General features: G+C 66.9%; 13 protein-coding genes. 8 read left to right on the top strand and 5 right to left on the bottom strand.

From position 1 onward, the window contains the following. Positions 1–25: 25 nt before the first annotated feature. Both EU513_RS10045 and EU513_RS10040 read right to left on the bottom strand, forming a co-directional pair. Positions 26–535, bottom strand: coding sequence for an Rv3235 family protein (locus EU513_RS10045; protein WP_129625760.1), 510 nt, complete (start codon positions 533–535; stop codon positions 26–28). Beyond that, positions 532–1,281, bottom strand: a complete 750-nt coding sequence (locus EU513_RS10040; RefSeq protein WP_129625759.1) for a LysM peptidoglycan-binding domain-containing protein — start codon at positions 1,279–1,281, stop codon at positions 532–534. The genes EU513_RS10045 and EU513_RS10040 overlap by 4 nt, the downstream gene beginning before the upstream one ends. Positions 1,282–1,366: 85 nt before the next feature. Here EU513_RS10040 and EU513_RS10035 point away from each other — a divergent pair, with 85 nt between their 5' ends. After that, positions 1,367–1,912, top strand: a complete 546-nt coding sequence (locus EU513_RS10035; protein WP_129625758.1) for a hypothetical protein — start codon at positions 1,367–1,369, stop codon at positions 1,910–1,912. Here EU513_RS10035 and EU513_RS10030 read toward each other — a convergent pair whose 3' ends face one another. Then, complete coding sequence (locus EU513_RS10030; RefSeq protein WP_129625757.1) at positions 1,913–2,122, bottom strand: helix-turn-helix domain-containing protein; 210 nt, start codon at positions 2,120–2,122, stop codon at positions 1,913–1,915. A 170-nt stretch (positions 2,123–2,292) separates the two neighbouring features. Here EU513_RS10030 and EU513_RS10025 point away from each other — a divergent pair, with 170 nt between their 5' ends. The 6 genes from EU513_RS10025 (at position 2,293) to pruA (ending at position 8,297) form a co-directional block, all read left to right on the top strand. Further along, complete coding sequence (locus EU513_RS10025) at positions 2,293–3,003, top strand: hypothetical protein (RefSeq protein WP_129625756.1); 711 nt, start codon at positions 2,293–2,295, stop codon at positions 3,001–3,003. Then, a complete protein-coding gene (locus EU513_RS10020; protein WP_129625755.1) occupies positions 3,003–4,259 on the top strand; it encodes a tyrosine-protein kinase family protein in 1,257 nt (418 codons plus the stop codon). Before EU513_RS10025 ends, EU513_RS10020 begins: the two co-directional genes overlap by 1 nt. 25 nt (positions 4,260–4,284) lie before the next feature. After that, on the top strand, positions 4,285–5,694 hold the full coding sequence (locus EU513_RS10015) for a wax ester/triacylglycerol synthase family O-acyltransferase (protein ID WP_129625754.1): 1,410 nt from the start codon (positions 4,285–4,287) through the stop codon (positions 5,692–5,694). Positions 5,695–5,704: 10 nt separating this feature from the next. Next, positions 5,705–6,127, top strand: a complete 423-nt coding sequence (locus EU513_RS10010) for a hypothetical protein (RefSeq protein ID WP_129625753.1) — start codon at positions 5,705–5,707, stop codon at positions 6,125–6,127. Beyond that, complete coding sequence (locus EU513_RS16675) at positions 6,124–6,396, top strand: nucleotidyltransferase domain-containing protein (RefSeq protein ID WP_205744742.1); 273 nt, start codon at positions 6,124–6,126, stop codon at positions 6,394–6,396. Before EU513_RS10010 ends, EU513_RS16675 begins: the two co-directional genes overlap by 4 nt. 272 nt (positions 6,397–6,668) lie before the next feature. Then, entirely contained in the window at positions 6,669–8,297 is a 1,629-nt protein-coding gene (gene pruA / locus EU513_RS10000) for an L-glutamate gamma-semialdehyde dehydrogenase (RefSeq protein ID WP_129625752.1), read from the top strand. Between the two features lie 185 nt (positions 8,298–8,482). On the opposite strand, the gene EU513_RS09995 is transcribed toward pruA, so the two are convergent. Next, positions 8,483–8,983, bottom strand: a complete 501-nt coding sequence (locus EU513_RS09995) for a DUF2505 domain-containing protein (RefSeq protein WP_129625751.1) — start codon at positions 8,981–8,983, stop codon at positions 8,483–8,485. Further along, the gene (locus tag EU513_RS09990; RefSeq protein WP_129625750.1) at positions 8,980–9,507 is read right to left on the bottom strand and encodes a hypothetical protein; all 528 of its coding nucleotides are present in this window, start codon (positions 9,505–9,507) and stop codon (positions 8,980–8,982) included. The genes EU513_RS09995 and EU513_RS09990 overlap by 4 nt, the downstream gene beginning before the upstream one ends. Before the next feature lie 118 nt (positions 9,508–9,625). Here EU513_RS09990 and EU513_RS09985 point away from each other — a divergent pair, with 118 nt between their 5' ends. Next, a complete protein-coding gene (locus EU513_RS09985) occupies positions 9,626–14,482 on the top strand; it encodes an NAD-glutamate dehydrogenase (protein ID WP_129625749.1) in 4,857 nt (1,618 codons plus the stop codon). The last annotated feature ends 27 nt before the right edge of the window (positions 14,483–14,509 follow it).

Here is a 14,509-nt window from a genome sequence, read left to right as displayed (position 1 = left end):
GGCCGCCTTCGTCTTTCGTTGCACGTCAACCCATTTCGAGCTCGGTGAGCAACCAGCGTCCGTCGCATCCGCTGAGCCGCATCGCGACAGCGCGGACACGACCGCGGTCGTAGACGACCGCACTCACCTCGGCGATTCCGTCAACGGCATCACACACGCGCACGCGTAGTACGCGACTAGGGCGTCCCGGTCGTGCGCCGCGACGAACCGCGGTCGCGTACGCACGGCGGACCCGTTCGCGCAGTTCGAGAGTCAGACAGCGCTCGATCTGCGACGGTGGACGGACCCCGCTCATCACCTCGAGCAGGCCGTGCACCAGCCGCGTACCCCACGCCGTCGGGTCGGGCAGGTCACTGGTACTGGAGTGCTGCGGACCGAACTCGACGTCGTGCCGTCCCGACCGGAAATCGACGGCGAGCGATGACTGGTCCAACGAGACCGACTGCAGATGGCGGCGCGGTCGAGCAGCCGGCAGCAGGCTCGGCGCCGGACGGGAGTGGACCGGCGTGGGTACGTGGACGGGTGCGGCGCTCATCGGGAACTCCCTTGTCTGGCAGTGAAATCGGTATCAGTGGGCGGGTGAAGGATCTGGCCCGCGAGCAGTAGGTCCGGGTTGTCGCCGATGACCGTTCGGTTGGCCTCGTGCCAGGCAGGAACAGCCCGCGCGATCTGCGCGGCGGACGCGTCAGGGCCGAGAGCTCGTCCGACGATCGCCCAGAGTGTGTCGCCCCGGTGCACGACGACCGAGTGATCGTTCGCAGCACCGGGCATTACGAGCGCGCTCCGGTCGGCCGGGTCGACCGCCTTCGGTGCGGTCGGCAGCCATCCGGGGTCCGGTGCCGGGTCGTCGGACATTGCACTCGGAGCCGTCCGGAAGTCGGGGGTCGGAAAAGGAGAACCGTTCGTGGACAACGCAGTTGCCGGTGCCGTGGCCACTGCGTCCGGGCCCTTCGGTGATGCCGACGCCGGTACTCCTGAGAAGGACACCGTCCAGCCGGCGATCGCGATGAGCGCCGTGGCAACGAGGCGGGTGGCGCCGTCGACGCGCATCCGCGGACGGGCGATCTCGGTCCGCGCCACGAGCGCGACGGCGCCTGCCCACGCGCACGTGATGGCCAGCGCGGTCAACAGCGCGGTCGACCACAGGGAATCGAAGGACACGAACGGTTCGCGACCCTGCTCCAGGAGTGTCAGCACGCACCAGGACGACGCGGAAGCCGCGACAGCGGCGAGCAGGAGTGCGAGAGCTCGTGCTCTCCTGCGGGTGGACTCATCGATCATGAGATGACAGTAAACGTAGTAAAACGTCATCAACAGTCTGCAAAAGTAAGAAGTGAGTAAAGTTCTGCGCGGGTACTCTCCCGGCATGCGGTGGGACCACTTGTTCGATGACCTCGAAGCACAGTTCGCGCAGCGCGAACGCCAGGAAGTACTGGCCCAGGTACCCGATCGCACCCGCCATGAGCGGGCTCAGGTCTCGTGGTTCGACCGGGTGGCAGCGGGGGTCGGCACGAAGATCGTCCTGTCGACGGTGGCCGGTCCGGTCGAGGGAGAACTCACCGACCTGGGCCGCGACTGGGTGGTCGTCGAGGAGCCGGGCCGTTCGAGTGCGATCGTTCCGGCGACGGCGATCGTCAGCATCGGCGGGCTGGGCCGCCGCAGTGATCAGGCACCTTCGGTGACCCGCCGGTTCGGGCTCGGCGTCGCGCTGCGCGGAATCTCCCGAGACCGTTCAGCGGTGGCTGTCCACGACACGGCCGGATCGGTGTGGGTGGGCACGATCGACTTCGTCGGAAGTGACCACGTCGAGGTGGTGCTGCACCCAGCGGATGCGGTGCGCCGAGGCGGCGCGGTGACCGGCCGCCGGGTTCTGCCATGGGCGGCGATCGCGGTCATCCGGCGGATCGGCTGATCACTCGGTCACGGTGCCCGACTCGACCTTCGAGCGGGTGTCGGCGTACGCCCGTTGGATGTAGGCCTCGAGTTGATCGGCTTCGATACGCCACGACTTGCCCACCTTGATCGCCGGTAGATCCCCTGAACTGATCAGGCCGTACACGGCTCGCGCAGAGATGTTCAATGTCTCCGCGACGTCCGAGATCTGCAGAAAGCGGGCAGGCACCGAGGCGTCCTTTCCGGTCGGCCGAAGTGGTGGTCATCGGGCTGAGCACGTGCTGTGGCCATTGTGGCGCATCGCAGGTTTGAACAAGTTTTTACCTGTGGACAACTCGCCCTGGCGTGGATCCGAACGCAAGATGAAGCGGATAACACGTATCGACGGGAGAACGACCGATGGGCGACACCCACACCACGACGTCTCGCATGACGCCTCGCGCGACGTCGCAGTCGGCCGCCGACGGGCGTCCGGCCCAACGCCTGCAGAAACCGTCATGGAAGGACGGTCGCCTCATCGCCGGGGTGCTGCTGGTGATCCTGGCGATGCTCGCGGGCGCGCTGACCCTCAAGCAGTTCGACTCGTCCGTCGAGGTGCTCCGTGCAAAGCGGACGCTCCTTCCGGGCGACTCCGTGGCGGCATCCGATCTCGAAGTGGTCAAGGTGCGGATCGACAACGGGCGAAAGGGTTACTTCGGCACCGGCAAGAAGCCGACAGGCACCGTGCTGCGGGAGGTCCGCGAAGGGGAACTGGTGCCGACGAGCGCCATCGGGTCGGCCGGCGAGGTGAACGCGAAGAGCATCGGTCTGCCGGTCGCCGGCTCGCAGGCGACCGCACTGGTGCGCGGCTCGGTCGTCGACGTGTGGGTCGCGCGACGCACGCCGGGTTCGACCGGTACCAACGACTTCCAGCGTCCGACCAAAGAGGTACAACGGGCGACCGTGCATCGTGTGCCCACGTCAGGATCGGGTCTCGGAGTGTCGTCCGGTGGGGACCAGGTCTACGTCCTGGTGCCCGATGCGAAGGTCGCCACGATCATCGAATCGGTGAACGGTGGTGCGAAGGTCACGCTGATCCCCGCCGCGGGTTCACCGATGAAGGGCAACTGATGGCGATCGCGGTCATCACCGGGGTCAGTGCGCACGCCGAGGCGGAGATCGCTGCGGTGCTCGGCGCGGCGAACGGGGTAGATCTGGTCCGACGCTGTGCAGATCTCGCCGAGGTGCTCGCCGTCGCTGCCGCCGGTCGTGCGGAGGTGGCGCTGGTCTCGGCGGACCTGCCCGGTCTCGATCTGTCGTCCGTACGCGAACTACGCGACCAGGGCGTACGGGTCATCGGCGTGTTCGCCGACGAGTCGCAGGAGCGCACACTGCGTGAGTGGGGTGTCAGCTGGCTGATCGGTGATCGAGCTGCCCAGGACGAACTCCTCGAGCAGGTGCACGCGGCGGCGACGACCGACGTACCGCGTGTGGCAGTCCTGCCCGAGGAGGATGCCGGTTCTCCGGCACCCAACGAGCAGGACGAGGACGGCAAGGTCATCGCGGTCTGGGGCACCGGGGGCGCACCCGGACGTTCGGTCCTCGCAGCCAACCTCGCCGTCGAGTTCGCGTCTGCCGGAGAACCCACGATGCTGATCGACGCCGACACCTATGGTGCGTGCCAGGCCCAACTGTTCGGCGTGCTGGATGAAGCACCGGGCGTCGCCGCTGCGACACGACTGGCTGAAGCCGGACGCCTCGACACCGTCTCGCTCGCCGGGCTGGCGCCGATGGTGGGGGACAGGTTGCGCATCCTGACCGGCCTGCCGCGCCCGGACCGTTGGCCGGAAGTTCGTTCTGCTGCACTGCAATCGGTACTGGAAACCTCGAAACGGATGCATCGATGGACCATCGTCGACATTGCGGCACCGACCGATCTGGACGAGGAGTTGAGCTTCGACACCGTTGCGCCGCAACGGAACATGGCCACTCGTGCAGTGCTCGACAACGTGGACGAGGTGTTGGTCGTGGCTGCCGGTGACCCGATCGGAATCGGAAGGCTCGTGCGCGCGATCGACGAGGTCAAGGAACTCACCGTCGCTCGGTCGACGGTGGTGGTCACCAAGGTTCGCGCATCGGCCGCCGGTCGCAACCCGCGTCAGGAGATCGAGCACGCGCTGCAGCGGTTCGCCGGCGTCGAACCGGTGTTGATCCCGGACGACCGCGACGCGTTGGACGCTGCGCTGCTCGCCGGCAGGGCACTTGCCGAAACCGCACCGTCGTCGCCGGCGGCAGCAGCGATCCGCGCACTCGCGCACGAACGGATGGGTCTGGCGCAGGGCCGTCCCGCGCGCCGGGGACGAGGTCTGCGTAGGCGAGCGGGCTGACCACCAGGGATGAGAACATAGCCGCGTGGCTGATCGACTGACCTCACTCGACGCGTCCTTCCTGTACCTGGAGGACGCCACCACGCCTATGCACGTCGGTTCGGTGATGGTGTTCGACCCGCCGGCGGAGGGGTTCGAGTACGACAACATCATCGACCTTGTCAGCAACCGCATCGCCTACGTGCCGCGGTACCGCCAGCGGGTTCGGCACACCCCTGGACGCATCAGCAACCCGGTCTGGGTCGACGACCAGGACTTCGACATCACGTATCACGTACGTCGCTCCGCGCTGCCGAAACCGGGCAACACCGCCCAGCTGGAGGAGTTCGTCGGACGTATCCAGTCGCGCGCGCTGGATCGGGATCGTCCGCTGTGGGAGCTGTACCTCGTCGAAGGGCTTGAGCGCGGACGCTTCGCGATCGTCACCAAGACCCACCAGGCACTCGTCGACGGTGTGAACGCGATCGACATCGGCCAGGTGATCGTCGACTCCGACGCGGGCCGCGAGGACCAGATCCCGCACACCTGGCGGGCGCGTCCGGAGCCGTCGGCGATCGAACTCGTCGCCGACAGCATCTTCTCGATGCTGCGCAGCCCGGGGCGAGTGATCCGCGAGGGAGTCGAGGTACTGACCGACGTTCACACTCTGGGTCGGCGAGTCGCGGGCACGGCAACCGATCTGTTGGGTGTGCTGGCGCGGAGCACCGCGCTGCGGGCGCCGAGCAGCCCGCTCAATGCACAGGTCAGCGGGTACCGGCGGTACGTGATGCTGGAGAGTGAGCTCGCCGATTACCAGAAGGTGCGTACCCGCATCACGGCCGACAGCTCCAATGAGCACGTCACTGTCCATGACGTCGTGCTTGCTGCGGTAGCGGGCGGTCTGCGGGCGTGGTTGATGTCGCGTGGGCAGGCAGTCGACACCGGTGCGACGATCCGCGCAATGGTGCCGGTGAGCACGCACTCCGTCGACGACGACCCGGACCAGGACCAGGTGACCGCATGCTTCATCGACCTCCCCGTCGGGGAGCCGAATGCACGGATGCGACTGCACCAGGTCGCGTACGCGATGCAACAGCAGGTTGATTCGCGCACCGCCGTCGGAGCGCGGTCGCTGTCGGGCCTGTCCGGGTTCGCGCCGCCCACCCTGCACTCTCTCGGGGCTCGCCTCGGTGGTGTGATGTCCCGCCGGATGTTCAACCTGGTCATCACCAACGTCCCCGGGCCGCAGCACGAGCTGTACGCCGCGGACGCCGAGATGATCGGTTCCTATCCGGTGATCCCCATCGCCAAAGGTCAGGCGCTCGCCATCGGTCTCACGTCGTACAACGGCAAGGTGTTCTTCGGCCTCACCGCAGACCGCGACTCGATGCCTGACGTCGAGATGCTCGGCCAATGTGTCGAGGAAGCACTTGCCGAACTCGTGTCCGAGAGCTGAGGAGGCACCCGTGACCACCATGCGCCGGATCTACCTTCCGCTGACCACCGAGCAACTCCTCGCGCTGCGCGACGGACGTGAACTCACCGACGAGCGCTTCGACGCATTCGCGGTGACGGACGCAGCTCGCACCGGACGCCCTGGTGTCGACGACGACGAGGTGCACGAGTACGCCGCGAGCCAGGACGCCGCGCTGGCCGCGATCGCGCTGGGGGCGCAGGTCGTCGCCGCTGCTGACGTCGCCGAAGGCTCGGTGACGGACGGTAATGCCGACGCGAAGGTGGTCGCCTGTGGACCGTTGCCGCTAAAGCGTTTTGCCAGCTTTCACCTGATCGACGGCAACGCCGCCGAGCATCCGGACGAGGACATCGAACTGTCCTGGTTCGACGCCACGGAGTTGGGACTGCTTCTCGACGTGATCGACAACCAGTGACCGAACCCTTCCCACTCGCCCCGGACGAATCTGTCCGTCTCGCGACGCAGGTCGTGGCACAACGGTTTTCCTCCCCAGTCGCGGCCTGGCTCGGCGGGAGCGTCGTTCGAGGAACGGCCACCGCCCTGTCGGACCTGGACATCACTGTCCCGCTGGACGGGACACCTGCACCGATGCGGGAGTCGCTGCGAGCCGACGGCGTTCCGGTCGAACGTGTTCGTCCATACCGAATCGTTGGCGTTTTACCGGGCCACGGATCAGGATCGTAGACAGCCGACGATGCAGCGGCTGGTGGGCGAATCGGTCGTCCTGATCGATCGGGACACGCGGGAAAGGGCTGGTGCTTGACGAGTTCGTTGCCCGGTCTGCGAGGGGTATGGACGCTGGTGATCGAGCAGGCCGACTATCCGGGCCATGGCGTTCACGAGTAACCGGACAGTTCGACGTCGAAAGACTGCGGTCGCCGAGCGTCTGAGACGATGGCCGGACGAACGTCCGCATCTTTGCCGGACACTTCCGAGCACGACAGGAGCCACCCTTCATGGACGCAGCGACCACTCCGCCCGCACCGGTCAACGAGCCGGTTCTCGATTACGCACCCGGAAGTCCGGAGCGCGCCTCGCTCGAACTCGCCCTCGTGCAGATCGGCGGCGAGCAGGTCGAGCTGCCCCACACCATCGGTGGCAGGCGAGTCATGGGCGGTGGCAAGACGATTGCCGTCCGTCAGCCGCACGCCCACAAGAAGGTGCTCGGCACTCTCAAGAACGCGACCGTGGCCGACGCGGAGGCGGCGGTGCAGGCGGCCAAGGACGCCGCTCCGGGTTGGCGAGAGCTGAGCTTCGACGACCGCGCAGCGATCCTGCTCAAGGCTGCCGACCTGCTGGCCGGCCCGTACCGCTCCCGCATGAATGCAGCGACCATGCTCGGGCAGAGCAAGACCTGCTACCAGGCCGAGATCGACGCCGCCTGCGAACTGATCGACTTCTGGCGCTTCAACGTCCACTTCGCCCGACAGATCCTCGCCGAGCAGCCGCCGGCCAACGCGCGCGGCGTGTGGAACCGCACCGACCACCGTCCGCTCGAGGGCTTCGTCTACGCGATCACGCCGTTCAACTTCACCGCGATCGCCGGCAACCTGCCGACCGCTCCTGCGTTGATGGGCAACACGGTCGTCTGGAAGCCGAGCCCGACGCAGAACCGCGCCGCGCAGCTGACGATGGAACTGCTCGAAGAGGCCGGCATGCCCCCGGGTGTGATCAACCTGGTCACCGGCGACGGACTCAACCTGAGCAAGGTCGCACTGGCCGACCGCGACCTCGCAGGTATCCACTTCACCGGATCCACCCCGACCTTCCAGCATCTGTGGAGCCAGGTCGGTGCCAACCTGTCCGACTACCGCACCTACCCGCGCCTGGTGGGGGAGACCGGCGGCAAGGACTTCATTTTGGCCCACCCGTCCGCCGACCCGGACGTGTTGCGGACCGCGATGATCCGTGGCGCTTTCGAGTACCAGGGCCAGAAGTGCTCGGCCGCCAGCCGCGCGTACGTGCCGGCGAGCCTGTGGAAGAAGATCAAGGCCGACCTCGTCTCGATCACCGACTCGCTCACCCAGGGCGATGTCACCGACTTCTCCAACTTCATGGGTGCGGTCATCGACGAGCGTGCGTTCGCCAAGCACAAGGACGCCATCGACATGGCACATGCGCACAAGGACATCAAGGTGCTGGCCGGCGGCACCTACGACGACTCGGTCGGCTACTTCGTGCGCCCGACCGTGCTGGAGATCGGCGACGCCGACAACGAGATGTTCTCCACCGAGTACTTCGGTCCGATCCTCGCGGTGCACGTCTACCCCGACCGCCAGTTCGACAAGGTGCTCGACCAGATGGAGTCGGTCGCGCCGTACGCGCTCACCGGTTCGATCATCGCCACCGACCGGGTGGTGATCGCGGACGCCACCCGCCGTCTGCGGTTCGCTGCTGGCAACTTCTACATCAACGACAAGCCGACGGGCGCCGTCGTCGGCCAGCAGCCGTTCGGCGGGGGGCGTGCATCGGGCACCAACGACAAGGCCGGCTCACCCGCGAACCTGATGCGCTGGACGAGCCCGCGCTCCATCAAGGAGACGTTCGTGGCGCCGACCTCCTACGAGTACCCGCACATGGGCTGACCTGCAGCACAACATGCGCAGTCCTGGGCCCGGAGGTTCGGCGGGCACACCCGATCACTGCACCTGCAGGGGACTTTCGCCTTCCGGGTGAACACCACCGAAGCCAGCGTGGTGCTCAACTACAACTGACAACAACGCGAGTCGGTCTGGGAACCAACGTGATTCCCAGACCGATCTGTCTACGCTCAGTTGCCGGCGAGGTATTCGGTGCCGATGCGTTCTTCCTGCTCGAGTGCGTGGATGAAGGACGGTGCGGCAGCTTTTTCAATCTTGCCGCCGATGATCGGGATGCCGCCCTTGAGGTCTCCGTCGACGTCCAGTCGGGTCTGTGTGTCCGACACCGGGGTCAACCTCACCGTGCCCTTCATCGACGCCGGCGTGCCCTTCACGTCGACCGCCAGGTCGGCGACCCGCGAACCGTCGTCGCCGGCGAGACCCCAGGTCTGGGTCTCGACCACCGTGATGGTGTTGCCGACCATCGCCCTGATGTTCTCGGGAAACGCATCGGTGGGCAGCACCCGGGCAACGGTGATGAGGTGTCCTCCGTCGGCGGTCTGGGCGAGTTCGACCGTGCCGCCGTCGGTGCTGGTCGCCGCCGATTTGCGTCGCTGATAGGCCTCGTCGGTCACCATCGCGTACACGTCGGCCACGGGGGCGGGGTAGGTCCAGGAACGCTTGATCTTCATGCGCGCAGCGTATCGAGCACCCTGCGGTGCAGGACGCGTTCGGCGACACTCAGTCGCGCCTGTCGGGTGTCGGCTGCTCCACCACCCCCCGGCAGCAGTTCGCGTACCTGCGCCACGTGATCCTGCAGCACCTCGGCGAGCCCGCGCAGCACATCGGTCAACTCCTGTCCGGTGGCGCGCGACGCCTCGCCGGGTACCTCGTCCACGACAGTCTGCAGCGTTGCGGCACAACGGCGCAGGTCGTACGCGGCCGACGCCAGCGCGGCCGGATCGACACTCGAACCTGCGCGCGGACGGAAGGGTCCGGTGGGTGTCAAACCGTCACTCAGACGCAGTTGCACGGCCGACCCGCCGACCAGCCAGTCGTGCCACGCCAGCAGCGCTTCGGCGACATGTTCGATGGCCTGCCCGATCGTCGCCGTGGCTGTGTCGGTGGCGGTCTCGACCCGCACCGACAACAGCTGTGGAACCGTCGCCGCGAGTCTGCGAAGGGCGTCGTCGCGGACCTGGGTCGAGGAAGGCATGCGGGCCACGCTAACCCGCCCAACCCGACTGTGGCGTACTTCACAGGGGCGATACAGTCGACGGGCGGCACACAACGACGTGCGCCGCCACGCTACGCACCCATGAGGTTTGTTGGCTTTGTCTGCTGACTTGTCCGGTCACCACCGGCAGGAAGTCCTGCGCGAGAGCGCTTCGCACGACTGCGGCGACGGGGGGTGCACCGACCCGCTCACCGAGCGTTACTTCCGGCATGTCGCCGACGAGGACATCAACGCCCTGGGATCGGCGAATCTTCACGGCTTCCTGCACGCGCATCAGCAACTGGCCAAGCAGCGTCCGCCGGGTCGAGCCAATATCCAGGTGTTGCACCCCAACAAGGACGCCGACGGCTGGAGCTCGTCGTACGCGGTCCTGCAGATCGTCACCGACGACATGCCGTTCCTGGTCGATTCGGTCACCGCGGCGCTCGCTCGTCTGGGTCGCCGCGTCCACCTGCTGATCCACCCGCAGCTCTGGGTGGAGCGGGACGCCTACGGCGAACTGCGCGAGATCCTCGACACCGATGACCAGCCCCAGCACCGTTCGGGCGCGGCCGATCCCATCGCCGAGTCGTGGATGAACCTGCAGATCGATCTGGCCGCCGACGAGTCCGGCGACGCCGACCTGATCGCTGTTCTCCACGAGGTGCTCGACGACGTCCGCGATGCCGTGACCGACTGGGAACGCATGCGCGCACAGTGCGATGTCATCATCCGCGACCTGGAGGCCGACCCGCCGAGTTCGGTCGGCAAGGACATCGTGGAGCGCACCCAAGGTTTCCTGCGGTGGCTCGCCGACGAACACTTCACCTTCCTCGGTTACCGCGAGTACGTTTTGGACGAGGTCGACGGCGAGGACGTCCTGCGCGGCGTCGCCGGTAGCGGCCTCGGTCTGTTGCGCTACGACGTCCCGGCGTCCGAGGCGTTCTCGCGCCTCACCCCGCACGCGCGACGCACTGCCCGCGACCCGCACCTGTTGACGGTCACCAAGGCGAACTCCCGCTCCACGGTGCACCGGCCCGTCTACCTCGACTACATCGGCCTGCGCACCTTCGATGCTGCCGGCAATGTCATCGGTGAGCGCCGCTTTCTCGGGCTGTTCTCCTCCAGCGCCTATGTCGAGTCGGTGCGTCGCGTGCCGATCCTGCGCGAGCGGGTGGCTGCGGTCGTGGCCAACTCCGGGTACGCCCCCGACAGCCACTCCGGCAAGGACCTCATGCAGGTGCTGGAGACCTACCCGCGTGACGAGTTGTTCCAGATCCGCACCGAGGAACTGAAGTCCATCGCGAGCCAGGTCATGCGCGTCCAGGAGCGACGCACCCCGGCGGTGCTGCGCCGCGACGACGAGTTCGGCCGATTCGCCAGCGTCGTCGTCTACATCCCGCGCGACCGCTACAACACCCGTGTACGGCTGGCGATGTCGAACATCCTCAAGCACGCCTTCGACGCCACGGCGATCGACTACACGACCCACGTGACCGACGCCGAGATGGCACGCATCCATTTCGTCGTCCGTGTCGACCCCGGCACCGGTGTGCCGCAGGTCGATGACGAGGCACTGCGCGAGGAACTGCTGCGCTCCACCCAGACGTGGTCCGAGCAGCTCGGAATGCATGCCCGCGACGAAGACGGTGAGGACGCGTCCGCGCGGGTGATGTCGTTGTACGCCAACGCTTTTCCCGAGGCGTACAAGGAGGACTTCGGTCCGCGTCAGGGCGTCGCCGACCTGCGCCACATCGAGTCGCTGAAGGACGGCGACGACACCAGTCTGACGCTCTACCGCGATCCTTCCGGTGACGCGCGGGAGCGCCGGTTCAAGCTGTTCCGCCGCAACGGGGTGCTGCTGTCGGACGTCATGCCGATCTTCACCGATCTCGGCGTCCGGGTCACCGACGAGCGTCCGTACTCGATGAACCGAGCCGACGGCGAACTCATCCACATCTACGACTTCGGCCTACGCGCCGATGACGCGGACGTGTGGGGCACCGATGCCGAACTCGCTCAGGTGCGCGAGCGCTTCCAGGACGCGTTCGCGGCGGTGTGGAACAAGCACAGCGAGTCCGACGGGCTCAATGCGCTTGTGTTGCAAGGTGGTTTGACCGCCCGGCAGGTGACGGTGCTTCGTGCGATCGCCCGTTACATGCGCCAGGTCGGACTGCCGTTCAGCCAGGAGTACGTCGAGCAGGCGTTGGTCACCAACGTCGAACTCACCCGTGATCTCATCGCGCTGTTCGACGCCCGGTTCGACCCGACCGCCGAGCAGGACCGTGAAGCCGCTCAGGCCGAGGTGAACGAGCGCATCGACGCCGGGCTCACCCAGGTCGCCAGCCTCGACCAGGACCGCATCCTGCGTTCCTTCCGCGGAGCGATCATGGCGATCCTGCGCACCAACGCCTTCCAGGACGGCGGACACCGTCCGGTGATCAGCTTCAAGATCGACTGTGCGTCGGTACCCGGCATGCCGCACCCGCGGCCGATGTTCGAGATCTGGGTCTACAGTCCGCGCGTCGAAGGCGTGCACCTGCGCTTCGGCAAGGTCGCCCGCGGCGGTCTGCGCTGGAGCGACCGGCGCGAGGACTTCCGCACCGAGGTGCTCGGGCTGGTCAAGGCGCAGATGGTCAAGAACGCGGTCATCGTCCCGACCGGTTCCAAGGGCGGCTTCTACGCCAAGCAGTTGCCGAGCCCGAGCGACCGCGATGCGTGGATGGCCGAGGGCATCGAGTCCTACAAACTGTTCATCGGCGGGCTGCTCGATCTGACCGACAACCTCCTCGACGGTGAGGTCGTGCCCCCGCAGGACATCGTCCGTCACGACCCGGATGACACCTACCTCGTGGTCGCGGCCGACAAGGGCACCGCATCCTTCTCCGACATCGCCAACGGCGTCGCGCAGCATCGTGGGTTCTGGCTGGACGACGCGTTCGCGTCCGGTGGCTCGGCGGGCTACGACCACAAAGGCATGGGCATCACCGCCCGAGGCGCGTGGGAGTCGGTCAAGCGGCATTTCCGCGAGATGGGCCACGACACGCAGACGCAGGACTTCACGGTCGTCGGCGTCGGCGACATGAGCGGCGACGTGTTCGGCAACGGCATGCTCCTGTCTGAGCACATCCGGTTGGTGGCCGCGTTCGACCACCGGCACATCTTCCTCGACCCCGACCCGGACGCTGCGACCTCGTACGCCGAGCGCCGTCGGTTGTTCGACCTGGCGCGTTCGTCGTGGGAGGACTACGACAGCTCGCTGATCAGCGCGGGTGGAGGGGTGTACCCGCGAACGGCCAAGTCGATCCCGCTGACCGACGAGGTGCGCGAGCGCCTCGGCATCGACGAGGGCATCACCGAGATGGCGCCGTCCGACCTGATGAACGCCATCCTCAAGGCGCCCGTCGACCTGTTCTGGAACGGCGGCATCGGCACGTACATCAAGGCGAGTACCGAGTCGAACTCCAGGATCGGCGACCGTGCGAACGACACGATCCGGGTCGACGGAAAGCAGATGCGCGTCAAGGTCATCGGTGAGGGCGGCAACCTCGGCGCCAGCCAGCTCGGACGCATCGAGGCCGCGCGAAACGGCGTCCGCGTGAATACCGACGCGATCGACAACTCCGCCGGCGTCGACACCTCCGACCACGAGGTCAACATCAAGATCCTGCTGACCGACCTGGTCAAGCGTGGTCAGTTCGATCTCGAGGAGCGCAACGAGATCCTGTCCTCGATGACCGACGAGGTCGCTCACCAGGTGCTGCGTGACAACTACGAGCAGAACACTCTGCTCGGCAACGCGCGCGCCCAGACCGGTGTGATGGTCACCGTCCACCAGCGTCTGATCAAGTGGCTCGAGGCACGCAAGGAACTCGACCGCGGCCTGGAGTTCCTGCCGAGCGATGAGGAGATCGAGCGCCGGCTCGACGACGAGGGTGGTTTGACCTCGCCGGAGTTCTCGGTGCTGGTCGCCTACGCCAAGCTCGCGCTGAAGAACGACCTCACCGGCAGCGACCTCACCGACGACCCGTGGTTCACCCGGACCCTCCGCGAGTACTTCCCGCAGCGGGTCCGCGACAGCTTCGGGGACGCTATCGCGCAGCACCCGCTACGTCGCGAGATCGTCATCAACTCCGTCGTCAACTCGATGATCAACCGGGGCGGCATCACGTTCGCGTTCCGGGTGATGGAGGAGACGCAGGCCTCGGCCCCACAGATCGCTCGGGCGTACGTCGTGGCCCGCGAGGTCTTCGACCTGACCGGCTTCGTGGCCCAGGTGGAGGCGCTGGACAACATCGCCTCGACCGATGCCCAGACGACGCTGTACCTGGAGTTCCGGCGGTTGCTCGACCGTGCGGTTCGCTGGTTGCTCAACAACCGGCCGACAGCGCTCGATGTCGGCAGCGAGATCGACCGGTTCTCGGCCGACGTGACCGCGCTCGCGCCGAAGGTGCCCGATCTGTTGCGCGGTACCGAGCGCAAGCGGTGGGAGACCAACAAGGCGTCGTTGGTGGACCAGGGCATTCCGGACGAACTGGCCGGCCGTGCTGCCGCGCTGCTCGACCTGTTCTCGGTGCTCGACATCACCGAACTCGCGGTCAACAGCGACCACGACATCGAGACGGTGGCCGGTGCGTACTTTGCGGTGTCCGAGCGGGTAGGGATCGACACCATGCTCGGTGCGGTCTCGGCACTGCCGCGCGAGAACCGCTGGGACTCCTTGGCTCGTGGCGCGATCCGCGACGACCTGTACCTGGTGCTGGAGTCGTTCACCGCGGCTGTCCTGGCCGGCACGCCGGACTCGGCGGCTCCGGCCGACCGTGTCGCGAGCTGGCTGGAGCAGAACCCCGACTCGGTCGGTAGGGCCCTCGCCTCGCTGGACGCGATCAAGACGCTGCCGCACCCGGGGCTCGCCCCATTGTCGGTAGCGCTGCGGACGCTGCGCGGGGCGATCCGTAGCGGCACCGCCAGCTGAGCCGATCACGTCACCGGGCCCGGGAAC

The sequence above is a fragment of the Yimella sp. RIT 621 genome, from assembly GCF_004146205.1.
In the GTDB taxonomy this organism is placed as follows: domain Bacteria; phylum Actinomycetota; class Actinomycetes; order Actinomycetales; family Dermatophilaceae; genus Yimella; species Yimella lutea.
The sequence above is the reverse complement of the archived record's forward strand: the minus strand, read 5'-3'. Positions and strand labels throughout refer to the sequence as shown.